Genomic DNA, 22204 nt, shown 5'->3' on the forward strand with positions numbered 1-22204 from the left:
TGTTTCCAGGCGACTGCTGCCGGCCTGCGCCCCAGCTCTTAGGGGCGCAGTCGGTATACGCAAAATCCTTGCTCTTTGGTGATTAAATCCACCTGGGAAAAATAGCGGGGCCCTTTTTTCGCCAGGGGAATAAATTCATTCACCACAAAAATCGCAGTGCCGGAATCTTTAAGAATCCGCGCACTCTGTTGCAGAAAGCGATCGGTCAAATCTCCCTCGACCTGAAAGCCCTGGTGGAAAGGTGGGTTGCACAGCACCAGATCGGCGATTTCACTCTCCAGTTCAGAGCCTGCATCAGAGGGCACAACGATGCCTTCGACTCCCTGTTCGGTAAAATTCTTGCGGCATGCCAATAGAGCAGCGGCGTTATTATCCGTAGCGGTAAAATGATATTTACCCAAAGCGGCTAATTGCATACTCAGGTAACCATAACCACAACCGAGATCAACAATACGAGAACCGTCCTGTGGCAACTCCGTCGTTAATTGCTGGGCGAGTAGCGCACTGCCTTTATCGATTTTGTTCCAGCCGAACAATCCCGGCTTGGAGTAGAGGTCGCCAAGCTCGGGCAGCTTCTGTAACTGGGCGTACTGAAGCTCACCGATTGGATTGCCGGTGTCCTCGTGAGCGACAACATTACTGCTCAGGTAGTCGTTGCCGTTTTTTTGCAGGTGCTTGGCAGTGCCTAGACGCTCGGCCACTTTGGCGGCGTAGCTTTTGATTCCGCTTTGCTTTTCACCCAGCAGAACCAATTCGCCACCTTCACCGAGGAAGTGGGGTGCACAATCAATAATATGGTGAACTACGGCCTTCTCTTTCGAAACGGCGTAGACAATACGGCGGTATTTGCGGTCCACTTCTTCAAAGTGGAAATCGTTGAAGAAGCTCCGCTTCACCGTATTTTCGGCGAGTTCGGCAATATCCCAGCGGTTACTGATTAAATCCCCGGCAAAATGAAACCCCTCCTGATGTAAGAGGGGCTTGCTGTTTTCATCGGCGATCCACAGGGTTTCCTCTGGGGCCTGGATAAGTTCCTGATGTAGAAGGGCTGACATATCTTTTTTTAATTGATAGAGGCAATTTCTTCAGGGGTCAGGAGGCGGTAATCACCTTCCTGAAGTTCTTCATCCAAGATGATTTCGCCGATCTTTTCCCGGTGCAACTCCAATACCTTGTTGCCCAGGGCCGCAAACATACGCTTCACCTGATGATAGCGCCCTTCACCGATGGTGATGCGCACTTCGTTGGCAAAGAGGATCTCCAGCTTGGCAGGCTTGGTTCTCTTCTTTTCGTTATTGAGCCAGACACCCTTGGCAAGCTTGGCCACGGCATCTTCCTCAATTTTCTCGGCCAACAGAGCGTAGTAGGTCTTGTCGCAATGGTGGTTGGGGGAGGTCACTTTGTGGGACCACTGGCCGTCATCGGTAAGCAGCACCAGGCCGGTGGTATCAATATCCAGGCGCCCGGCAATATGCAGCTTCTCCTTGTTAGGCTCATCAATCAGGTCTAGCACCGTAGGGTGCTCGCCATCTTTGGTGGCGCTGACATAGCCGAGGGGCTTGTTCAACATAATGTAGCGGGGCCCCGGCTCGTGCAGGGGCTCATCATCCAGGCACAACTCATCACTGACTTGTATTTTGGTGGCCGCATTGGTGACCACCTCACCATTGACGGTAATGCGCCCCGCCCAGGCGGCGCGCTTTACATCAGTGCGGGAGAGGTCGGTGACCTGGCTGACCGCTTTATCCAGACGAATCAGGTTAGCCAATTTTACGCTCACCGGAATCGACAGATTGATAGATCAGGGTATTGATGGTCATGGGACCAACGCCACCGGGTACCGGGGTGTAAGCTGCAGCGCGTTCGGTCAGTGGGCCCAGCTCGATATCGCCGACACCGCCGGGGTGGTAACCGGCATCCACAACCACAGCGCCATCCTTAATCCACTCGGCCTTGATAAACTCAGGCTTGCCCACGGCGCCCACTACGATATCGGCGCGGCGGATATGCTCGGCCAGGTCTTGGGTGCGGGAGTGGCAGATAGTCACGGTGGCATTGGCATTCAACAACATGGCCGCCATCGGCTTACCCAAAATGGGGCTGCGACCCACAACCACGGCGTGCTTGCCTTCCAATTCAATATTGTAGGCCTCCAACAGGCGCATAATTCCTTTAGGAGTCGCGCAGCCGTAAGCCTCCTCTCCCATTGCCATACGGCCAAAGCCCAGGCAGGTTACACCGTCTACATCTTTCTCCAGGCTGATCGCATCAAAACAAGCGCGCTCATCGATCTGCGCCGGTACCGGGTGCTGGAGCAAAATGCCGTGGACGTTGGGGTTGGTGTTGAGTTCTTCGATCTTGGCGAGCAGCTGCTCAGTGGTGGTGGAAGAGGGCAGTTCCACCTGGAGGGAGTCCATGCCGATTCGGCGGCAGGCATTGCCCTTCATCTTTACGTAAGTGGCGGAGGCGGGGTCATCACCTACCAGAATGGTCGCCAGGATTGGCGTTTGGCCACCACTCTTTTCCTTTAGTACGGCTACCCGAGCCGAGAGTTCCTCTTCAGTTTTCTGTGCCAGGGCCTTGCCGTCCAGAACCAGTGCAGACATAGATACTATCTCTAACAGTAAAAAATCGATGGCTAATAGACCGGAATCTGCTTCAGCACCTACTTTATATAGAAGGGCGGAAGCCGGCGATTTTTAAAAACGCTTACTTTTTATCCGGTCGGATTCGCGAAGTGCGCCATTTTCGCACAGGTTGGAAATAATTTCGCCACTTCTGGGCCCAGATAGGCAAAAGGATAAACTTCTTTAAAAATAATAGCTTAGAAGCGTTGACATGGGCCGGGGGTATCATTACTATGCACGCACTTCGCAGCTACAGCGACTTACACAACCACCTACGGGGCGGTTAACAGGGTCAAAGAGGTGCGAATAATTGGAAAAACGGGGCATAGCGCAGTCTGGTAGCGCGCCTGCTTTGGGAGCAGGATGTCGGGGGTTCGAATCCCTCTGCCCCGACCAATTTTCCGGGTTCACCTTGCGCCCGTAGCTCAGCTGGATAGAGCATCCGCCTTCTAAGCGGATGGTCGCAGGTTCGAGTCCTGCCGGGCGTGCCATCTTCACAAGATGGTGCTGGTTTGGCAAAAAGGACTTAGTCTGAAGCCAGATTGGCTGCAAGAGGTATCCGGCAATCAGTACTGCCACAAGGTGCTGAAGTATATCACTTTTATGGTGGCCGTAGCTCAGTTGGTAGAGCACAGGATTGTGGCTCCTGAGGTCGCGGGTTCGATCCCCGTCGGCCACCCCAGATTCTTCCTTGTTTATCAAGGACTTAAAACCCCGCCGAGTGCGGGGTTTTTTAGTTTTGGGTCTCAGTGTACGAATTCGGTGTACGAATTTCTGCCTCAATCCATGTTGAGGTTTCAATTTGATGGGTATTTGGGCGCCCTGGTTTTCTCAGTAATCTCCCATCTTTAAGAGCTTGTGATTCTAGCCTGGTGACGGGCTTGTCTGAAGTATGCATTCCTGCCTGAATCGATTTTTAGCCCTCAGCTTTGATGTTTTTCCAGTGGCTGTACATTTTGGTGCGGAAAAATAGCGCTGCTCATCGGCCCAATTTGACTTATTTGAATATGAACGTGCGGAAAAAGTCTAAACTCCCTTTCTTTATATTTTTCGTAGTTTTTTGTTGCTTTATATGGGTGTCAAACTCAGAGCGCGAGGAGAAGGAGGAGCTCGGGCGTGAAATTAGTAGCATTGCCCCCGAGATGGTATCTGGACTGTATGTCTATGATCCAGCAAGTGATAGCTGGATAGATCTTGGTCGACGCAAAGAGCTATTGATGACAGTGTTCTCTGTTGCAAGCACGGATTTTCAACCTGACAGGCGTAAATATCCTTCTGGAAATCCGGTAGATACCATTAAGGTCGTAGTGGGTAGTTGGTGTTATGACATGTGGTTTTGGGATGAGCGGCATCCAGATTTAAAAATGTTCTTTACCGTTAGGAAAAATAAATGTTTGCCACTAAGGAGTGATCCATTTTCCAATTACATGGGGTTCAAATTTAACTCGGCGCAGCTAAAGGCGTTTCGAGAGTTCTTACGATGGGCTAGGGATGTTGACGGTCCCAACTAAATTCTAGCCTTAAAATTATCCAATTTTCTTTTTTCAAGTAGTAGCTAGGAGCTGTAATGAAGTATCTGCTGTGCGTATTTTTCTTAACCTGTTCTGCTTTCGCCTCGGCGGCTGGGGACTCAAACTTTTCATTAGGTTTGGGTGGGGATCATGGTGGGCTCGGGGCAAAGTACGCAATTAACCGAGATGAAGATAAATACTTTGCCACTTTGGGTTTATTGGGTTATTCAGAACATGCCGGTTGGACCGAAGGTTATGGTATTGGTTGGGAGCGCTTAGTGTCTTCCGATCGCCACTCTGTGGGAACATTTCTGGGGACTGTTGGTTACGATAGTGGAGGTAGAGTCTCGACTCGTTATCACGGGATTTCCTTACTCTATAACTACTATTTTTCAGGGTTTTCTGATTCCTCATGGGTGATAGGTGGCGATATTTATGGCGGTGTTAGCGAAGATGATGACTTGAACTTTGATAATGAGCTATATGGTATTAAGTTGAAGTTTGCTTATCAGTGGTAGGGTAACGGGCCGAATTTGCGGAGTCGATCCCCGTCGGACACTCTAGATTTTCCGTGTTTATCAGGGAGTTAAAGCCTCGCCTAGTGGGGGGCTTTGTTACTAATAGATACTTGTGCCGTGAATAGTGCTCTAGTCTATATGTTTGCTGAGGGTTGGGGATGTTTTATCTATTTTTTTTGATGCACTATCAATTTCGCTTAGTAATTCGGCGTTTTTCGCGAAGCAAGTGTCTAATTTGTTTTTAGATATTGATAATTCATGTTTACACTGTTTTTCGTTTAGCCCGATAGTTTGTTTTTCTTTTTCTTCTAGCCAGGCTATTCTTGACTCGTACTCCTTAGTTATTCGATCTATATTTTCTTTGTTTATTTTATCGATTCGATTGATCTGCCAAGCGTAAATGCTTCCAAAAGATGCGGTAAGAAAAGTGAATATTGAGCCGATTACAATCCAGGGATTTAAGCCAAGGAATATATTGTTGTTTTCAAGACTTTCTAGTCTTTTAAATATGTCTTGGTCAAGGTGTCCGTGTGATTCATTGGTAATTTTCCTTTTAGCTCGTCTGACCAATTTAAATGCTCCGAGTTTCGGGTCTGATGATTTTTTTCACATCTTCCAATGCGGCCTTTTTGCTCCATGTGGCTTGATCATCATCTCCTTTAATTAAAATGACCTTTCTCTTGTCCATGAAAATGTTTGTGCCTCCAAAATCTACATTTTGAAGGTCGCCTCCAATGAAGTTCTGCTTAATTGAGGTGAGGGCCTCAGAAACATTTTTTGTTGGTCGGTTGTATTTTGCTCTTTTTTGATCTTCTGTTATATCGAATATGATTAAGGCGCCGGGTGCGATAGAGGGGTATATTTCGTATGAAATTTTCAAATTATCTTTAAGGTAGGAGGAGAGCTTTTCAGAAAGTGTCTTTCCGTACCTCTTAAGGTCTTTCTCCCTTTTCATTTGGTTTGCCTTCTTAATTTGGGGTGGATAGGTTGTCGCTTAAAGCTCATATCTCAATTCTAAGTATTTTTTGGGGATAATTGAAGCCGAGCCCCTTGGTTTCTTCTTTGGGGATCTTTTATGGTTTCTCTATATGCCCCAAGCTAACCACTCGATCTGCTGTACGGTTGTACCGCTCAGCCATAGATCGCGTCTTATGCCCGGTGAACTTTTGAACATCCCCTTCAAAGTCGCTGGCTGCTTTGATTTTCAAATCATGGAAGCGAAAGCGCTGTTTGATTGCCCCAGCAGCTAGCGCCGCTCTCTGCTCGCGAAGCCAAATGGTATTGAACCCGGTGCGGGTGTAGGCGCGGCCTACGCGGCTGCGGATGATATGGGTAGTTTGGATTTGTGCTTCTGTGTTGGTGGCTACTGCGCGATCAACGGTTTCTTTGAGGGCTGAGCTCCATAGCTTCAATTGAGCTTTGCCTGTTTTGGCTTGCACGATCAATAGGCCATCTTCTTGGATGTCTGCACGGGTGAGAGCGAGTACATCCTGTTGCCTGGCTGCACACAAATAGCTAATTTCCATAGCGCACTGGTGCATCACATGGCCGCGATCACCCAGCCATTGCCAAAAGGCTTGGTATTCCCAGTCTTCTACATAACGCCCGCCGGGCCTTACTTTAATTGTTTTTACTACTGCTGTGGGGTCTTCAATCTTAACGAAGCCCCTGGCTTTGCCCCATTTCATCACAATGCCTAGAAAGGTTCGCTCTCTATTGGGTGAGGTGGGGTACTCAGCGCCGCGCGCATCCATAAACATCTGTACTAGTGGGGAGGTGATATTGTCTGGTTCCATTTTCCCAAATACCGCGAGAACACGTTGGCTGTAGCGGTAGTAGTCTTTTTGAGTCTGCGGTTTTATATGTTTGGTGTACTGGGGGGAGGCGAAGTAGAGCTCTACTAAATCCGCGAAGGTAAAGGTCTTTTGCACTAGACCGGCTAGGTATTTCTCATAGGCAACCCAGACTTCAGCCTGGGAGGCGTTGGTGCCGGCAACTACCTTAATACCGACCCGGTAGTGCATGACACTATCGAATTATTCTATCTGGATGGTCAGCAAGTACCAGTCTTAGAAGAGCAAAATGGCTGGGGCATCGATGGCGTGGAATTCAAAGTCCGCCTGGATGCCGCAACCAAAGCCTGGAACCCAAAAAACCAGCTAACCGCTAATTCTAACAACGCTCATTAAAGAGGCTGCATCGTGCGGCCTTTTTGCTTTCAGTTATTAGCCAAGTCGAAGGAAAGTGAAATGGCTAAAAATTTTTTACAAGACGGGCGCATACTGGATTACACCAACAGCACCGGCGCGGATATTACCTCTGGCCAGGTGGTACCAGTCGGCGCGGTGCTAGGTGTGGCGATGGGTGATATCGCCGTGGGTGAGTCAGGTGTAATTGGTATTGATGGTGTATTCACCGTTCCCAAGGTATCCGCCGCAGAGATCAATCAGGGTAAAACCCTCACATGGGTGTTTGTCTCGAAATTGTTTGATAACAACGCAGCCATCGCAGCCACTGGGAACCGGTCTTCGCCGCTGAGTCTGCTAGCCTTGCGGTCAAATTCACCGGTGTATGGGGCACGGTGAAGTCCTAACCCATCATGGGCTTATCTCAGGGAGCTGCTGAGCGGGCGTTGGTTTGGTGGATGGGTAGCTACAATCGGTAGATCTTCTGTTTTGAGCCATTCAAGAAATACTGGTTGTGCATGAGAAATGTACAGCTGTGCATTTGATGATAGAGGCTAATAACAGCTTCCCCTATTATTTTGTAGAATTAGTAGCTCATTGATATTTAAAAGGGTTTCCAAAGTGATAATAAACAGTGAAAATACTGAATTATAAAGAAACTTCTTTTGAATCAATTTTATTGTTTTGAATTTTAAGTGCTTTTATGTTAGGGGGAGAGTGGATCGCTTCATTAAAACAGTCGTAATTATGTTTTCGTTATTCGCAGTTATTGGTTGTAGTGTCCAACCAAAACAAATGTGCTCAGGTGAAAGACTTCCAGTACAAGAAGAGGTGATTCTTGAAGGGTGGTATTTGCCTTTTAACTCAGAACGAAAATATACCACGTCTGTACAAATTCTATCAAATGATGACAAGTCTACTTTTGATGATATTAATTCTATGATGACAGTAGATACAACATATCCTATTAAGGTTTATTTGAAACCAGGAAAGCATAATGTAACTGTAAGATACTCAATAGGAATGGCATATAGTATTGCACATCTCTGGTTTGAAGGAGAAAAAGGCGGATATTACCGGATTGATTCTAGATCAGAAAGCTATTCAGAGAACGTAAGAGTTGTAGATACAAAAAACAATAAGACTGTTGGAGGTGTACAGTGATATTTCAAAGTAAAACGGAGTTATATTTGTGATGATTATTTATTTTAAGAGATTATTTTTAGGGTTGTCTTTTTTATTTTTCTCCTTCGCGTCACTTGCTTCTACGTTGTCTGAGATTCCCAAGCAAGTGTTTAGTAGTAGTAAGGTTACCAAAGAGCAGCATGACATTTTTTGGGCTGAACTCAATAAGGTATCAAAGAAGGATTCTGAGTTTTTTCTTCATTCTCTTAAGAAAACGATGATATTTGGTCAGGAGGTTCAGATTGCTACTTGGAAAGCGGTATCAAATGCCTATAAAAATAGGGACTCTAATGTTCCTGAAGAGTTGAAGATCTTAAATGGCGAATTGTTAGGTAGATTTAAAAGTGACCTTAAATGGCCAGAGGGATCGCCTGATTATAATTCAGCAGTAGAAAGGTTTGAACGTGGTGTACGACAAAGCATGGAAAGTACCAAACAGCTACTGCTAGCAAGTGCAAATCATGGTTCTCTCAGTCGTCCTGATGGAACTGAGATTGAAATGACGCAAGAATTGATTGATCAAACCTTGTCTAGCTTAGAAGAAAGGTTCATAGCTGTGAATAAACTATTAGATTCTAGCTGGAAAGACTAGCTTTGTATTTTTATTTTTTTATTCCTTGATGCTAAATAAGTTAAAGTATTGCTGAGTTATGGCGGTCATTAGCGTTGAATACAACACAGTAAGGAAATAGTGCTCGCTATTGCTTATTCTCCTTTGGGTGTTTAGTGGCTGATGCCTTTTTAAAGGGCTATAAGGTGATATAAAGAATTTTATTTCGGATTAATTGTTAACTCGCTAGATTATTAAGTAAGTTGTTATGAAAAAGCCATTTTTTACAGTATTATTAGTATCCTTATCATTCAATTCATACTCAAGTGATGAGAGTGTAATGGTTCGTGATAAGGCTATTAGAAACGCAATGTTTCAGAATGCTAAGATTCTTCTTTGCGAGAATAGCCAGTATTCATCCTGTTATGGTGTCACCTCAAGTGAGTGTAAAAGAGAAGTGGAAACTGTGCAGGATATCTGCTTTCATAAAGCAAAAAATGTAGTCGGTATTATCGACTCTTCTGATAAGGCAAGACAGTTTGGTGAATTTCTTGGAGGCTGTATCCAAAAAGAGCAGATATTAAAACATCATTTTGATGATGCTTCCAAAGTGGCTGTTTGTTTAAATGGCGTGCAATTTTGATTTTGTTTTAATGGTCAACCAAAAATTGACACTCAAATTTTTGCATTTTCCATTATTCTTTGGGTGTTCAGTCGCTGCTGCTTTTTTAAAGGCTTTTCAACGTTATGAGAATTAGAGAAAATACTGAACTATGTAAACATAGCTTGGATTAATTACTTTATTTTTGGGGTCTTGATGAAATATATAGTATTAGTTGTCTTTTCGGTTTTTTTGGCTTCCTGTGCGCATCCGCCATTGCAGGAAAATATCCCGGGCGGGGCCCAGGTGCTTTTTCGAAACGCCTCAGTAGGTTATATGAACGCTATGACTTACGATGATGCCAGTAACTGTGAGAACCCAAGAACTATTGGGAAGATTTTTGAACCGGGTGATTCGCGTAAGCACGCTTTGCCTTCTGAAGAGGTGGTAACTATCTCTGTAGGAGCTTGGGGTTTGCCCGCTAAAGGAGGGCACGTAGCTTGGTGCGACGCTCTTTTCTTCTCTGTTAAATTAGAGGCAGAGGAGGAATATACCGTAGAATTTAGGCAAGATTCGCAAAAACGCTGTGGATTACTTGTTACACAAAATGCAACAGGGAAGCCGCAAGAAATGGTTTTAAGATCTGGTGAGGGGGCACTATTTCCGGGAGTGGCCGCAGAAAAGATATCATGTACTGTAGATCCGAGAATTTATTCTCTGTAAAGCCGGTATCCAAAAAATTTGCGAAATAGTACTTCTCATTTGAACTTCAGGAGGTCAACAAAAACATAGTTTGTATAAAACTCGCTACCGACGATAGATATCTTAAACCCGCACCAGCGGGTTTTTTTATGCCCGAAATTCCTGGGGCGCTCCCCAGTGATCCAACGCATGACAATCCGTAATGCGGTGCTAAATAAACTAAAAACCCTACCCAGTTATAACTTCCCCTCAGCTGGCAGCACTGAAGGCATCGAACGAGAAAAGCTGTCGGCTATCCTTGTAGGCTTTGCTACAGAACAAGAATTCTCAGGCACTACCCGCCGGCTGGATTTTGTTGTTGCGGTGGTGGTGTATAGCTGGGGGGATATCCGCGTGCGAGTACTGCGCATTGAGTTAAGCCTGCTGGCGAGTGAAGTAGGGATCCACGGTACAGGAGCCCTGATTCGATTAGTGGTACATAGGTACCAGGTGTGTAGCCTTTTAGAGGATGATGAGTTTGTAAGGCGGGTGCAGTTGAATGCTTAGGGGGGGTGCTCTTCCCAAAATAAAATAAAACAGCGACAATGTTGACTTATCAAGAATTGATTTTTTGTTAGCTATCAGCATTTGAGAGTCGCACAGTGGAAGAAAAAGTAAAAGTAATTATTGAGTATCTCAATAGAGTTAAAACACGCTGCACCTATGGTGTTGTTGCTGAGATACTTGGTGTTAATTCGCAGTGGGTAGGTTCATATCTAGGTGAGCGCAGGCCTGAAGTTTCCTGGGTTGTTAATGCAAAAACTGGTGATCCTACTGATTACAGTGAAGCTGAAAAACATCCGGAACTATATCGAACTGACCGTATTATAACTTCAGCAGAAGTCCTTAGAAGGAACCTTGGGGTATAGGACGCGAGGCTGTTTTGAAGGGGGTTGTCTGCTTCGCGGAACAGCTCCGCGATAAGTTACTAGGGGGGCTCCTTCCTCAAAGTAGTTTAAGTTTCATGGCGGCCATGAGCGTGAATACCATACCGCAAGGAAATAGCGCTCGTCCAACTCTCACTCTCATTTGGGTGTTCAATGGCTGCCGCCTTTTAAAAGGCTTTTCAGGGTAGTATAAGAATGAAGTAACTATAACTAGCTAAGGTTGGGAGACCACTTCATATTCTTTACTTAAGGTGTTAAAAATCTAAGTCAGAAATTACGCAAATAGATGTTGTGAGTGTGAATAATGAAAAGAATAGCTTTAATCGTTTTGTCTTTACTTGTATGTGCTTGTGCGTACCAATTGCCAGAAAGTGCGAGGGTGAAGGCTTCCTCAATGACGCAAGAAGAAGCGATAAGCATAGTTGATATGTATCTTGGCGGTACAGGTGTTGGTGAGGGGGTATGCGCTAACGGTAATAAAGTTCATGAAACTGCAAATAATCCATATATGGGGGTTCAGGAGGGTAAGTTCTTTTATGAGTCGTTTTATCTTGATAACTGCAAGACAGCCACGGTAGGGGTTTTTAATGGTGCATTTTCAAGTGAAAAAATATGTGATGTCATTTCTTTTAAAGCTGAATTTGATCTTGCACGAATAAATGCTTTTATTGTAAGGACTATCCCTGTGCCCGCCTGCAACTTACAGGCTGGAGCTATTCAGCTTAATTTGTATGAAAATGTAACTGATCATTTGAATATTAGTATCCCCGAAGAAGGGCTTGATGAATTTTTAGCAGCTTGCACTGTATTAAATCCAGGGATGAAGATAAAGAATGCATATTAAACTTATATGTGATTGAAGGTTTGTAAGCAATTGTTGTAGCGGATTTATCTGTAAAGTTGCTTGAGTCTATCAACCAATATGTAAGATTCGAGTAAAGTTAGCTTCTTCAAAACTTTAAATTTATTACCCGCACCAGCGGGTTTTTTTATGCCCGAAATTTTTGGAGCATTATCCAATGATCCAACGCAAAACAATCCATGATGTCGTACAAAGCAAGCTGTAAACCCTATCCGGCTTCACATTTCCATCTCCTGGCACCATAGAAGGAGTTGATAGCAAAAAGCTTCCGGCCATTGTGATGGGCTTTGCAGCTGAGAACATCGAACACGAAATACATGGCGGTACCGAGCGGCAACTGGATCTGACGGTTGCTGCGGTAGTGGAAACTAGCGGTGATGTATATGCTGCGTTAGACTAGGCAGCGGCAGATATTGAAAGCGCCTTGCAGGATACTTCTCTGGAGGACGCCTGTGATTTGTTCTTGCTCAGCCAAACCGAGTTTGCGCTGACCAAGATCACCCTTTAGGTGAAGTACGCCTGACTTATAGCGCCATGTATTCCATCGAACCCGCAGACTTTTAACGAAACAACTCGATGAGGTTATGACTATGGCACAAGGTTATAAAACCAAGCTCTATCGCAGTGGTGATGGCACTTCCTATTCATAAGTGGCGGGAATGTCGGACCTTGAACCCGGTTAAGAGTCACTAAGTTCTGTTGATATAACTCCCATTGATGGCATCAGTGGCTATATGGACTATGACCTTTCGGTCTTGCGAGGTCTTTATTACCTTGATCCGGAAAGAGAGCGACAGCTGTCAACAGGCTCTGCGCTCAGATTACGATTCTCATAACCAAGTCCGCTCACCTCGTGGAGGTTGTGTTCGCGAATACGGTGGTTACCCAATTCTGGATAAACCAGGGCCACATAAATTACCTGGGCACCTATCACCGCGATAATTTGCACGCAGCTGAAAGGCGATTTCAGGATTACTACGAGAGTATGCCGAAGGCTGCTTGATGAGGTGTGTGGTTGGTTTTTGATTGCTTGAAAATTGCTTGGGGGGCATGACATGAAATTCGAAAGTGCTAGACAAGCGTGGCACGACGCCTTTGATAGCTCCACCGCTGCATTTGATTATGAAGCCATGGGCGGCAGAAGTACGGTTACCTCAGCTGGGCGAGGGCGAAAAGTTGTAATTCGCGGAGAAGTGCAGGGCAGGGCCAACCAAGTTATTTGCCGGGTTGCAGCCCCAACACTAGTTGCAAAAGAAACCCCCGGAGCCAAGGACAGCGGCAACCGCATCATGGATGCCTGTGAAAAGGGATTAATCCAAGATGCAGTTGCAAAGTTGAGAGAGAGTGATCCATTGGCATACTGCTGGGGCATGGCCGCCTACGCCCCGCCAGCCTCAAGAGTCAAAGAGCGAGCGGCTCTGTTGCGGTACTTGATGAGTGAGTTCGACAAATGGGAAGAGCAGCACCCACGAGAAAAGGTTAGCCAGCTGGCGCTATTTTGTATTAATGCGTGTGCACTGCGCGATGTAAATGGCCGATTAATAGACCTGGGCCAAGCGCGGACAATTTTAGGATGTGACAAAAAGCGGTGGGATAGGGAGTGGGTAAAAATTTGGAAACGTTTGCAACGGCGTTTGGACCCTCTACCCGCAAGAGCTTTAGGGCCTATTTCTGAGGTTGTGCAGGAGTACAGAGGTCGGCTTAAAGCCGCTTGTTGACAGCTTTGTCCTGAGGGGGTGTAAATTTCCTAGCGTGCAGTTTTTCTGCTTTGCAAAATTAAACCGGCCACTGAGCCGGTTTTTTAAGTTCTGAATACAGAGAAGTTTTAATTGACAATATAACCCCAACTCCAACTTTCGATTTGGGAGTAGGCATCACATGAATCACTCCCAACGGCATATATTTTTTTACCTTGTGCTTGAGCTGCGAGGGCCATTGCATATATGGACGCGCCACCCTTTTCATTTGTATCGAAAGCGAGCGCATCCTTATAATCCGAGCTTGCGCACTCGGGGGGATCATAGTTTAGTTCTGATTTGAACCTGACAAACCCTTTTCCAGACTTGCCAATACGCACATATTCAATATCAAATGAAGACGCAATGCCGGCTGCACTGGTGATTGGTGAGTAAGATAAGGCAATAGCAATCGGTAATATTAATTTTTTCATGATAAGTTTTTTCATGTTTACCTATAAAGTATTTTCGCCTGAAAATAATGAGTTGGAACTATAGATGGGTTTGATTTGCTTCTATATAGGGAGAGTAATTAGTCGTCCTATGGTGGAGTTTGTGGTCTTTTGAAACTTAATAAATCCTGACATAAATGGTACGAGGGTTTGTTCCGTAACCCGGTGTAGTCTCGGGGTCATAAAAGAGGAGTAGCTTACCTATTTTTTTGACTACTTTCAACTAAAAAACCAAATAGGAAGTTTCTACCTTATGGAGTTTAGCGTGACAAGATTTACCAGTGAATCGGTTGCTACTTTGGGACGTTTGATATTGTATGGCTGAACTTTCTATATCGTAGAGCGTCCATGGTTGGGTAATTATATCTCCAGGGGTATATACCTATGTGAGCCTTATAACTGTGCCAAGCGTTCTAACGTGTAGGGACTACAGGAAGTTCCAGGTCGCTCGATAATCTGGACCTCCACCTCCATCAGATTTTCAAGGATGTACTGGAATTGATACAACTCTTGCTCCGGGAGCTTGGTGAGTAATCCCGTTGCGGAGAGCTTTGAGTTGAGTGCCGTTCGCTATATTCCGAATTGCTTGCGAGAAAAGGTTAGCCAGCTGGCGCTATTCTGTATTAATGCGTGTGCACTACGTGATGTAAATGATCGATTAATAGATCTGGGTCAAGCGCGGACAATTTTAGGATGTGACAAAAAGCGGTGGGATAGGGAGTGGGTAAAAATTTGGAAACGTTTGCAACGGCGTTTGGACCCTCTGCCCGCAAGAGCTTTAGGGCCTATTTCTGAAGTTGTACAGGAGTACAGAGGGCGACTTAAAGCCGCTTGTTGACAGCTTTGTCCTGAGGGGGTATAAATTTCCTAGCATGCAGTTTTTCTGCTTTGCAAAATTAAACCGGCCACTGAGCCGGTTTTTTTATGCCTGGAAGTTGGTTAGCTCAGTAAGTTTCTTCAAACTTTAATCGCACTTTATGTATTTTTTGAATGGCTGTTTTACAAAGTGTGATCAGGCGCTGGGTTTTTACGCGTTCTGTTTGTATTAATTCTGGTGAATGAGAAAGATATTGTTCGTGAAATTTTTAGTTTCTTTATTTGGTAAGATCGTACTGGGAAAGGATGCTAAATTAAGTTCAATATAATTTACTTAGTTTAAGGTGTGCTGTAAGTTTCACCTCCTCTTTCGTTAGTTAATCAATACATTTTTTGGTGAGTTTTTATGTTTTTAAGAAATACCGTCAAAACAGTAGCTGTTTCTGTGGCCTTGTTGGCCTTCGGCGCGCAAGCTAAAACGTTCCAATACGAACTTCAAGATCTAGGTTCATTTGGTGGTGAATTACAGTACCCCGGTCTAGATTTAGAAGGCGCTAGCTCTGCAACCTTGACTGTTGATCAAAAAGATAAATGGTCCCCCGCTATACTTACTTCGTTGGAAATTAACTTTCCTAATGCCCCCAGTCTGTCAGTAAGCAATTTCCAGGTGGATGACGGAGGTTGGAGACATGAAGCGACCGTCGATGACGCCTGGGTGTATCGTCAGCTTGATGTTGTAGTAGATGGCTTGGACCTCGAAAGCTTAAATAATACAATGATCAACATTGATGGTTATGTCTCTGAGGCTGAAAATTTTATTGGGGCAGAGCGTTCACTGAACTATGACCAAAGACTATTTACTGTTCATGGGCAGTTGGTTGATGTGACTCCAAGCAAGATTGTTGATGTCGCAACGTTCACAGTTGACGGTAAGCAGGTTGAATTGTCTCTAAGAGATAACCCAACTCTTGATCCAAATTCAAACAATGGTGATATGGCATTTGTTGTCGAATTACTGTGGTTTGGGGAGGGGAAAGAGGTTTACCATTTTCACGCACCTTTTGGTGATGAATCAAAATTTTATGAAGCATATAAGCTAGAAGTGACAACAACAACTGGTCCTGATGGTGATGAAGCAGCCATAAGTGTTAAAATTAAAGACGCGCAAGGTATGGAGTCTGAAACTCATCATGTATATCTTGAAGATATGCTTAGAGATGCTTACCAGCACTAATCGCGTCCTTATTTTTGATTTAAGGTTTAAGATGTACTGTATGTTAAAATCAGTTAAGAAATCTTAGATAGTCGCTCAGTAGCGATACTTATTTCATAAAAATTAACCCGCCTTGTGCGGGTTTTTTTGTTGCCCATACTTTTTTCGCTACGAGGCTGCTGCCTAATAGAAGACATAGCTCGCCTGTGCCACCAAAGATGGGTCTGGGTAAGTTTCCTATCCAGGATGTTATTCAGGTGATGGAGAATGCGGGCATTCCCTGGCCTGTTATCAGGTATCGGATTTTGTATAATTTGCTTATGTTGAACTCGGCTGGTAGATAATTCTATGAGTAAAGGTTTTAACTGGTTTACTTAGTTCTATCGTCCTAACAATGGCTCACCTGCTAGGTTTTTATCATTTACTGCGGCATGTTTGTGTTATAAAATTCCCATCTGGATTTACTAGGTGTTTTCTGTCAGGGAGGGTAAGGGTGAGTTTTTCATACTGCTATTTTTAAGGTTTTCTTCTGGAGCAATTCTATTTCTATAGAAGCTCTATTTTTCACTTCAATTTCTTGTCGTGGTTTTACCTTGTTGTGATTTTTTAGTTTGCCAGATTGGAAAGAGTAACTCTGTGCATTGAGGTTGCTTTCTGTTTTGGTCCAATTTCTAAATATATTTATAAGTAGATTTTTCATGTTATTTAAAAGTGCAATTAAAACACTTGTCGTTTCTGTGGCTTTATTGGCTTGCGTTGCTCAGGCGAAAACTTTCAAGTATGAACTGCAGAATTTTTATTCAGGAGGAGGAGAGGTTGACTATTCGGGGCTTGATCTGGATGATGTTAAATCCGTAACGTTGACTGTCGAGCAGGCGGAGCCTAGGGCTACTCCTATTCTTACTTCTTTGGAAATTGAGTACGCCCATGCACCAAAACTGTTAGTAAAAAACTTATTTAGTGGTAATGATCCCAATGGGGATAGCTGGGTTTTTAACGGGAAAGTTAATAATGCTTGGGTATTCCGTCAGGTTAATGTGCGCGTAGATAATCTTGATCGTTTAAATGAAGATGGTAAATTTGTCGCCATTGAAGTTGCTGTATCTGATTACGAAAGTTTTGTTGAGCTAGGTGCTAATGGAGATGCGTATGAGTATGGAAAACGTCTAGCTTTTGTTGAGGGAGAATTGAAAGCGGCGAATCCAAGTAAGGTGATTGATGTCGAAAAGGTCACACTAGATGATAGTCGAGTGAAATTGTCACTTAGAGATGAACTAGTTGCCATGCCAGGTAATACTAAGGCTGAAAAGGCGTTTGTTATTGATGTGCTATGGTTTGGGAAAGGAGAGTCAGTTATTTATTTTCCTGCTTATAATGTTAGTGATTCATTGTTTGTGGATCCGTTAAGTATTGATGCCACAAAATTTACTAGGACAGATGGAGGTGAGGATTACTACATTACAGTTATGGCAAGATATGAATATGGTCATGTGGAAGATTCAGGCTCTATCTCCCTTTTACATTTACTGAGTACTGCTTACGATAATTAATCAGATTGACTATGTCTTTAAGTGTGATCTGTGGTTAAAGGATATGATTAATTTAGCTTGTCTATGTATTTCATAGAGTTACTTTTTAAAAAGATTGTTTAACCATTCTCTTAACCCGCCTTGTGCGGGTTTTTTCATTTTTTAGTCTTTGATTTTCTGTACTTGGCGGTGTTCACTTGGGTGCCGTTTTCTATTCCAATACTCTGCGAGTAGAACTTCATGAATTACAATCTGCAGCGATTTGCCTATGGGCCTAATGCCACATTGGGACGGCTAAGGGTGCGCGACTGTGTGTTTTATACGGTAGAGCGCCCGTGGTTAGGTAATCGTCCGTTCGAGAGCTGTATTCCTGAAGGGGTTTATTCCTGTAATCCCTATAGTTCACCAAGGTTCCCCAATGTGTGGGAGCTACTGGAAGTGCCTAGTCGTTCAAAAATCTTGATCCATATAGCAAATTATGCTGCAGATGTGCAGGGCTGCATTGGGGTTGGCTCTAGTCTGGCTCCCGGCAGTTGGTGGGTGACGCAATCCCGCAGGGCGATGCAGCAATTGCGAGAGCTGCTGCCTCATGAGTTTAATCGAACAATCACGCACTATGTGCCGGAGTATCCGTGATGGGTATTTGGTCTGGAGTTAAGGGTTTATTTGCTGGCCCCGAGTCGGCAAACAAAGTGCTGGATGCCACTGTGAATACTGTGGATGCGGTGTGGTTTACCAATGAGGAAAAATCTCGTTGGTATCTGAAATACCTGGAGGCCACGCAGCCGCAGAACCGGGCGCGAAGATTAATTGCCTTTCTGGTGACCTTGGTTTGGGCGCTGTTGGTTTTTTTTATTGCAGCGGCCATGGCTTTGAAGGCGCCTTTTGTAGCAGACCTGAAAGGCTTGCTGGTTGATGTGGTTGTGCAGCCTTACAGCATCATCATCGGCTTCTATTTTGTGACGTCGTGGGTGAGCGAGGTTAAGCGGTGAACACTGTAGCTCAAGAGGCAGCGAGGGAAGCCATGGTTCAGAAGGTCGCCAGTGCAACCACTACGGTTGCTGCAGGTACTGCTGTAGTTGGTGGATATGCAGCTCAAGAGATATTGGCGGTAGGTGGTTTCTTGATTGCTTTGGGTGGGTTCATTGTGAATTGGTATTACAACCACAAGCGCTTGAAGCTGCAAGAGCAGCAGGGCGGGGACGATGGACGTTAGTGTAAAGCTCGATACCTCAAAGTTTGATCGAGCAGCTGCTGAACTGAAGAAGCAATTACCTTATGCCAGTTCGGTTGCCCTAAATAACGTAGCCTTTCGTATGCACGGCACTTATAGTTCGCAGCGCCAGGAACTGGTAGAGCAATGGACAAATTATGAAACCCTCAGCCTGGAATTCTGTGAGGAAATCGTAGAGCCGGCAACCCGGCGCTGGATGCAGATGGGCTTACTGGCTGATGCCTTTAAAGTGCCAAGAGATGTCGACCCATCCACGCTGATGCATGTCGATTTTATTACCCCGGTCATGCCCTGGATTAATCCGTTACATGAAGCCAGTGCCGATGAAGCGCTGCTGGAAGATGTTCTAGCCAGCCCACAGCAGACCATTCGCCGCCGTGGTAAGAAGCCGGACGATGTGGTTAAGCAGACCGCTGCCTGGCAGAGAAAGCTGCGAGAAAACAAGATCACAACTCCAACTAAACGCACTGCGGTCCCCGCAGAAAATACTGAGTCCGACTCTGAGTCTGAATAGGAAACCGCAATGCCTAAAAATTCTTGGTACAGCATTACTGCTGCTGCAAATACGAGTGAAGCCGATATTTATTTGTACGATTACATCGGTAACTGGGGTGTAACAGCAAAAGACTTTGCACGAGATCTAAAAGCACTCGGTGATGTCAGCAAGATCAATCTACACATCAACTGCCCCGGCGGTGATGTGTTCGACGGTACTGCTATTTACAACCCGCTCAAAGACCATAAGGCAGAGGTGGAAACCTGGATTGAAGGTGTCGCCTTGAGTATGGGCAGTGTGATCGCCCTTGCTGGGGATACCGTCCATATTGCCGAAAATGCTTATTACATGGTGCATAACCCCAGTGCCGGCGTTCGCGGTGACGAGCGCGCTCTGGAAAAAACCAAAGGCCTATTGGCAAAAATTAAAACCACCATGATTAACCTGTATTCCTCGTGCACTGGAATGTCGGATGAGGAAGTCAGCCAAGTGATGGATGACGAGACTTGGTATACCGGTGCTGAGGCAGTGGAAGCCGGTTTCGCCACCGATACCACCACAGCTATTGAAATGGCTGCAAGCTTCAGTGCCGATCATTTAAACCAATTCAAAAATACCCCTCAAGCTATTAGTGCATTGGTAATGCAGGGGGCCACTGAATTTAGATTCCCGTCTGCGGTTGCAGACAACCCAAGCCAAACCAAGGAGGCGCAAGCCATGTCGAAAACTACCTCCCCCACGCCAGCTGCAACCGCTGCGACCGAGGTTGCCCCAGAAATGAAAGCGCAAATTGAAGCCGATGCCAGAGCACAATTTGCAGCGGATGAGTAAAAGCGCAAAGACGATATCACGGCCGCATTTAAAGGTTTTGAAGCGCACAGTGTTGTGATGCAGGAATGTCTCAATGATATGGACTGCTCAGTGCAGGGCGCCAAAGACAAACTGCTCACAGCCCTGGGTAATCAAACCCCAACCCCAGTGCAAAGCTACAGCGTGGTGGTGCAGGAAGGTAAGGGCATGAAACGGCTTAAGGCTGATGCTGAAAATGCCATTGCCGTGCGTGCCCTCGGTGAAAAGCGCACAGAAGGCAATGAGCTCAGTGGCTACACCATGATGGAGATTGCCCGCATCCTGATGCAGGCCCATGGGCAGAGCTTGTCTGGCCTGGATCGGATGGGTGTGGTCGCCGCCGCGTTTACCCATAGCTCTGGTGACTTCGCGACTGTTCTCGGCAATATTGCTAATAAATCCATGCTGAAAGGCTATGAAGAAGCACAAGAGATCTTCCCGCGCTTTACCAGCGTCGGCAACCTCAGTGACTTTAAACTAACAACCCGCACGGACCTGGGCAGCTTCCCCTCACTTCGCCGAGTGGCTCCGGGGGCAGAATTTAAATACGTGAGCATCGGGGAGCGCGCCGAGACAGCTGCACTGGCTACTTACGGTGAACTCTTCTCCATTACCCGCCAGGCCATCATTAACGATGACCTCAGCGCATTTACCCGTATCCCACAAAAGATGGGCCTGGCTGCTGTGCGCACTGTAGGTGACTTGGTATTTAGCATCCTGCTCAATAATCCCAATATGGCTGACGATAAGCCTTTGTTCGATGCAAGTCATGGCAACCTCGCTAGCGCAGCGGGAATCAATACCAGCAGTATTGATATTGCGCGGGTATTGATGGGCAAGCAGAAGGATGGCGATGCGGTGCTCAACATCCGGCCCAAGTTCCTGCTCTGTGATATTGCTGATGAAGGCAGCGCAAAGGTTGCCCTGAAATCTGAGTACGAAGTGGGTGCATCCACCAAAAACAACACAACACCGAATAGCGTACGCAATATTGCCTAAGTGCTCTCTGATGCGCGCCTTAGTGGCCACAATGCGTGGTACCTCAATGTCGACCCAGTAGCGCATGACACTATCGAAGTGCTCTATCTGGATGGCCAGCAAGCCCCAGTTTTGGAAGAGCAAAATGGTTGGAGTATTGATGGGGTGGAATTCAAAGTTCGCCTGGATGCCGCAGCCAAAGCCTGGGACCCCAAAGGTATGGTGAAGACTCCAAAAACCAGCTAACCGCTAGCTCTAACAACGTTCATTGAAGAGGCCGCATCGCGCGGCCTTTTTACTTTCAGTTACAAACCCAATTGAGGGAAAGAGAATGGCTACTAATTTTGTACAAGACGGCCGCATGCTGGATTACACCAACAGCACCAGCGCGGATATCACCTCTGGCCAGGTGGTACCGGTCGGCGCGGTGCTGGGTGTGGCGATGGATGATATCGCGGTAGGTGAGTCCGGCGTGATTGGTATTGATGGCGTATTCACCGTGCCCAAGGTATCTGTTGCAGAGATCAACCAGGGTGAAACCCTCACCTGGGTGGTTGCCTTAAGCTCATTCGATAACAACGCAGCCACTGGTGATATTACCGGGGCAAGCGTCTTCGCCGCTGAGGCTGCGGGTTCGAGTGTTACCAGCTTCGCAGTCAAATTTACCGGCGTACCGGGCACCGTTAAATCCTAGGTGAACCATGGATCTTGACCAGAGAGCCGCAGAGCGCGCGTTCCGCAAATGGGGCAAAGCCGCTACCTATGATGATGGTAGCGGCGGTGAGCCTATTGATTGCCAGGTGATCTTTGAGCAGGAGATTGATGAGTTCGATGATGATTAACGCGTGCGGGTGCCGCGTATTGAGTTGAGTCTGCTGGTGAGTGAGGTAGGTGCTTACAACTCAGAGGCGGTGATTACGCTAAATGGTGTGGGGTATACGGTGCGCAAGCGATTGGCGGATGATGGGGTTGTTTGGCGATTACTGGTGGATGTGTAGCCTTAGTGGGTAGGTCAGCACAGGATTTATGATCATTGTGATTGTTATTTTTTTGAGTTGCTCAAACATACAGGAAAATGTTTTAAAATCATTGACTTAAAAGATCGATTAAAAATGGGGATAGTGGTCAAGTTGATCATTTTTCTAGGTGGAGCGCTGGTGCCAAGTAAGCGTAATCTATTGATTTAGTGGAAGAAGATGGCGTGTTGGTGTAAATTTGTATCAGAAATAGTAG

General features: G+C 45.7%; 29 protein-coding genes, 3 tRNA genes and 1 pseudogene. 26 read left to right on the forward strand and 7 right to left on the reverse strand.

Annotated features, from left to right (window positions below; genetic code table 11):
• Positions 1-38: 38 nt before the first annotated feature.
• From ACJJI6_RS01985 to folD, 3 genes are read right to left on the reverse strand one after another with little or no spacing between them, the layout of a single operon-like run.
• Positions 39-1055 carry a class I SAM-dependent methyltransferase gene (locus ACJJI6_RS01985; RefSeq protein ID WP_475712328.1) on the reverse strand — a complete coding sequence of 339 codons (1017 nt, stop codon included), beginning with the start codon at positions 1053-1055 and terminating at the stop codon, positions 39-41.
• Positions 1056-1063: 8 nt separating this feature from the next.
• The gene (rsuA, locus tag ACJJI6_RS01990) at positions 1064-1768 is read right to left on the reverse strand and encodes a 16S rRNA pseudouridine(516) synthase RsuA (protein ID WP_282932200.1); all 705 of its coding nucleotides are present in this window, start codon (positions 1766-1768) and stop codon (positions 1064-1066) included.
• A complete protein-coding gene (folD, locus tag ACJJI6_RS01995; protein WP_108733712.1) occupies positions 1761-2606 on the reverse strand; it encodes a bifunctional methylenetetrahydrofolate dehydrogenase/methenyltetrahydrofolate cyclohydrolase FolD in 846 nt (281 codons plus the stop codon). Before folD ends, rsuA begins: the two co-directional genes overlap by 8 nt.
• 340 nt (positions 2607-2946) lie before the next feature.
• Here folD and ACJJI6_RS02000 point away from each other — a divergent pair.
• The 5 genes from ACJJI6_RS02000 (at position 2947) to ACJJI6_RS02020 (ending at position 4656) form a co-directional block, all read left to right on the forward strand.
• Positions 2947-3023 (forward strand) — tRNA-Pro (locus ACJJI6_RS02000).
• 18 nt (positions 3024-3041) lie between these two features.
• Positions 3042-3118: transfer RNA gene (locus ACJJI6_RS02005), tRNA-Arg, on the forward strand.
• 115 nt (positions 3119-3233) lie between these two features.
• Positions 3234-3309: transfer RNA gene (locus ACJJI6_RS02010), tRNA-His, on the forward strand.
• Between the two features lie 394 nt (positions 3310-3703).
• Complete coding sequence (locus tag ACJJI6_RS02015) at positions 3704-4138, forward strand: hypothetical protein (protein WP_475712329.1); 435 nt, start codon at positions 3704-3706, stop codon at positions 4136-4138.
• A gap of 56 nt (positions 4139-4194) precedes the next feature.
• Complete coding sequence (locus ACJJI6_RS02020; protein ID WP_475712330.1) at positions 4195-4656, forward strand: hypothetical protein; 462 nt, start codon at positions 4195-4197, stop codon at positions 4654-4656.
• Positions 4657-4785: 129 nt separating this feature from the next.
• On the opposite strand, the gene ACJJI6_RS02025 is transcribed toward ACJJI6_RS02020, so the two are convergent.
• The 3 genes from ACJJI6_RS02025 to ACJJI6_RS02035 form a co-directional block, all read right to left on the reverse strand.
• Positions 4786-5226 (reverse strand): hypothetical protein, encoded by a 441-nt coding sequence (locus ACJJI6_RS02025; RefSeq protein WP_475712331.1) that lies wholly within the window; start codon positions 5224-5226, stop codon positions 4786-4788.
• 1 nt (position 5227) lies between these two features.
• Positions 5228-5611, reverse strand: coding sequence for a hypothetical protein (locus tag ACJJI6_RS02030; RefSeq protein ID WP_475712332.1), 384 nt, complete (start codon positions 5609-5611; stop codon positions 5228-5230).
• Between the two features lie 118 nt (positions 5612-5729).
• Positions 5730-6680, reverse strand: coding sequence for a tyrosine-type recombinase/integrase (locus ACJJI6_RS02035; protein WP_475712333.1), 951 nt, complete (start codon positions 6678-6680; stop codon positions 5730-5732).
• On the opposite strand from ACJJI6_RS02035, the gene ACJJI6_RS02040 reads away from it, so the two are divergent.
• The 10 genes from ACJJI6_RS02040 (at position 6630) to ACJJI6_RS02085 (ending at position 13386) form a co-directional block, all read left to right on the forward strand.
• Positions 6630-6845, forward strand: a complete 216-nt coding sequence (locus ACJJI6_RS02040) for a phage major capsid protein (RefSeq protein WP_507021913.1) — start codon at positions 6630-6632, stop codon at positions 6843-6845. The genes ACJJI6_RS02035 and ACJJI6_RS02040 overlap by 51 nt on opposite strands.
• A gap of 60 nt (positions 6846-6905) precedes the next feature.
• Positions 6906-7241 (forward strand): DUF2190 family protein, encoded by a 336-nt coding sequence (locus tag ACJJI6_RS02045; protein ID WP_475712335.1) that lies wholly within the window; start codon positions 6906-6908, stop codon positions 7239-7241.
• A 318-nt stretch (positions 7242-7559) separates the two neighbouring features.
• A complete protein-coding gene (locus ACJJI6_RS02050) occupies positions 7560-8006 on the forward strand; it encodes a hypothetical protein (protein ID WP_475712336.1) in 447 nt (148 codons plus the stop codon).
• Positions 8007-8034: 28 nt separating this feature from the next.
• On the forward strand, positions 8035-8619 hold the full coding sequence (locus tag ACJJI6_RS02055) for a hypothetical protein (RefSeq protein ID WP_475712337.1): 585 nt from the start codon (positions 8035-8037) through the stop codon (positions 8617-8619).
• A gap of 226 nt (positions 8620-8845) precedes the next feature.
• Positions 8846-9220, forward strand: coding sequence for a hypothetical protein (locus ACJJI6_RS02060; protein WP_475712338.1), 375 nt, complete (start codon positions 8846-8848; stop codon positions 9218-9220).
• 174 nt (positions 9221-9394) lie between these two features.
• Positions 9395-9901 (forward strand): hypothetical protein, encoded by a 507-nt coding sequence (locus ACJJI6_RS02065; protein WP_475712339.1) that lies wholly within the window; start codon positions 9395-9397, stop codon positions 9899-9901.
• A gap of 168 nt (positions 9902-10069) precedes the next feature.
• A complete protein-coding gene (locus tag ACJJI6_RS02070) occupies positions 10070-10426 on the forward strand; it encodes a hypothetical protein (RefSeq protein ID WP_475712340.1) in 357 nt (118 codons plus the stop codon).
• A 95-nt stretch (positions 10427-10521) separates the two neighbouring features.
• Positions 10522-10788 carry a hypothetical protein gene (locus ACJJI6_RS02075; protein ID WP_475712341.1) on the forward strand — a complete coding sequence of 89 codons (267 nt, stop codon included), beginning with the start codon at positions 10522-10524 and terminating at the stop codon, positions 10786-10788.
• 322 nt (positions 10789-11110) lie between these two features.
• The gene (locus ACJJI6_RS02080; protein WP_475712342.1) at positions 11111-11650 is read left to right on the forward strand and encodes a hypothetical protein; all 540 of its coding nucleotides are present in this window, start codon (positions 11111-11113) and stop codon (positions 11648-11650) included.
• A 1073-nt stretch (positions 11651-12723) separates the two neighbouring features.
• A complete protein-coding gene (locus ACJJI6_RS02085; RefSeq protein WP_475712343.1) occupies positions 12724-13386 on the forward strand; it encodes a hypothetical protein in 663 nt (220 codons plus the stop codon).
• A 107-nt stretch (positions 13387-13493) separates the two neighbouring features.
• On the opposite strand, the gene ACJJI6_RS02090 is transcribed toward ACJJI6_RS02085, so the two are convergent.
• On the reverse strand, positions 13494-13853 hold the full coding sequence (locus ACJJI6_RS02090) for a hypothetical protein (RefSeq protein ID WP_445354554.1): 360 nt from the start codon (positions 13851-13853) through the stop codon (positions 13494-13496).
• Positions 13854-15078: 1225 nt separating this feature from the next.
• On the opposite strand from ACJJI6_RS02090, the gene ACJJI6_RS02095 reads away from it, so the two are divergent.
• The 11 genes and pseudogenes from ACJJI6_RS02095 (at position 15079) to ACJJI6_RS02145 (ending at position 21969) form a co-directional block, all read left to right on the forward strand.
• A complete protein-coding gene (locus ACJJI6_RS02095; RefSeq protein WP_475712344.1) occupies positions 15079-15906 on the forward strand; it encodes a hypothetical protein in 828 nt (275 codons plus the stop codon).
• A 677-nt stretch (positions 15907-16583) separates the two neighbouring features.
• A complete protein-coding gene (locus ACJJI6_RS02100; protein WP_475712345.1) occupies positions 16584-17435 on the forward strand; it encodes a hypothetical protein in 852 nt (283 codons plus the stop codon).
• Between the two features lie 219 nt (positions 17436-17654).
• Entirely contained in the window at positions 17655-18050 is a 396-nt protein-coding gene (locus tag ACJJI6_RS02105; RefSeq protein ID WP_475712346.1) for a DUF5675 family protein, read from the forward strand.
• Positions 18050-18406 carry a hypothetical protein gene (locus ACJJI6_RS02110; RefSeq protein ID WP_475712347.1) on the forward strand — a complete coding sequence of 119 codons (357 nt, stop codon included), beginning with the start codon at positions 18050-18052 and terminating at the stop codon, positions 18404-18406. The genes ACJJI6_RS02105 and ACJJI6_RS02110 overlap by 1 nt, the downstream gene beginning before the upstream one ends.
• Positions 18403-18630 (forward strand): holin, encoded by a 228-nt coding sequence (locus tag ACJJI6_RS02115; RefSeq protein ID WP_445354549.1) that lies wholly within the window; start codon positions 18403-18405, stop codon positions 18628-18630. The genes ACJJI6_RS02110 and ACJJI6_RS02115 overlap by 4 nt, the downstream gene beginning before the upstream one ends.
• The gene (locus ACJJI6_RS02120) at positions 18620-19162 is read left to right on the forward strand and encodes a hypothetical protein (protein ID WP_475712348.1); all 543 of its coding nucleotides are present in this window, start codon (positions 18620-18622) and stop codon (positions 19160-19162) included. Before ACJJI6_RS02115 ends, ACJJI6_RS02120 begins: the two co-directional genes overlap by 11 nt.
• A gap of 9 nt (positions 19163-19171) precedes the next feature.
• On the forward strand, positions 19172-19975 hold the full coding sequence (locus ACJJI6_RS02125; protein WP_475712349.1) for a head maturation protease, ClpP-related: 804 nt from the start codon (positions 19172-19174) through the stop codon (positions 19973-19975).
• Between the two features lie 420 nt (positions 19976-20395).
• Positions 20396-21217, forward strand: a pseudogene (locus ACJJI6_RS02130) (phage major capsid protein).
• An 85-nt stretch (positions 21218-21302) separates the two neighbouring features.
• Entirely contained in the window at positions 21303-21665 is a 363-nt protein-coding gene (locus ACJJI6_RS02135) for a capsid cement protein (protein ID WP_475712350.1), read from the forward strand.
• Between the two features lie 7 nt (positions 21666-21672).
• On the forward strand, positions 21673-21813 hold the full coding sequence (locus tag ACJJI6_RS02140) for a hypothetical protein (protein WP_475712351.1): 141 nt from the start codon (positions 21673-21675) through the stop codon (positions 21811-21813).
• A 3-nt stretch (positions 21814-21816) separates the two neighbouring features.
• A complete protein-coding gene (locus ACJJI6_RS02145) occupies positions 21817-21969 on the forward strand; it encodes a hypothetical protein (protein ID WP_475712352.1) in 153 nt (50 codons plus the stop codon).
• Positions 21970-22204: the final 235 nt, after the last annotated feature.

It is taken from the genome of Microbulbifer maximicatervae (SeqCode) (assembly GCF_056232625.1).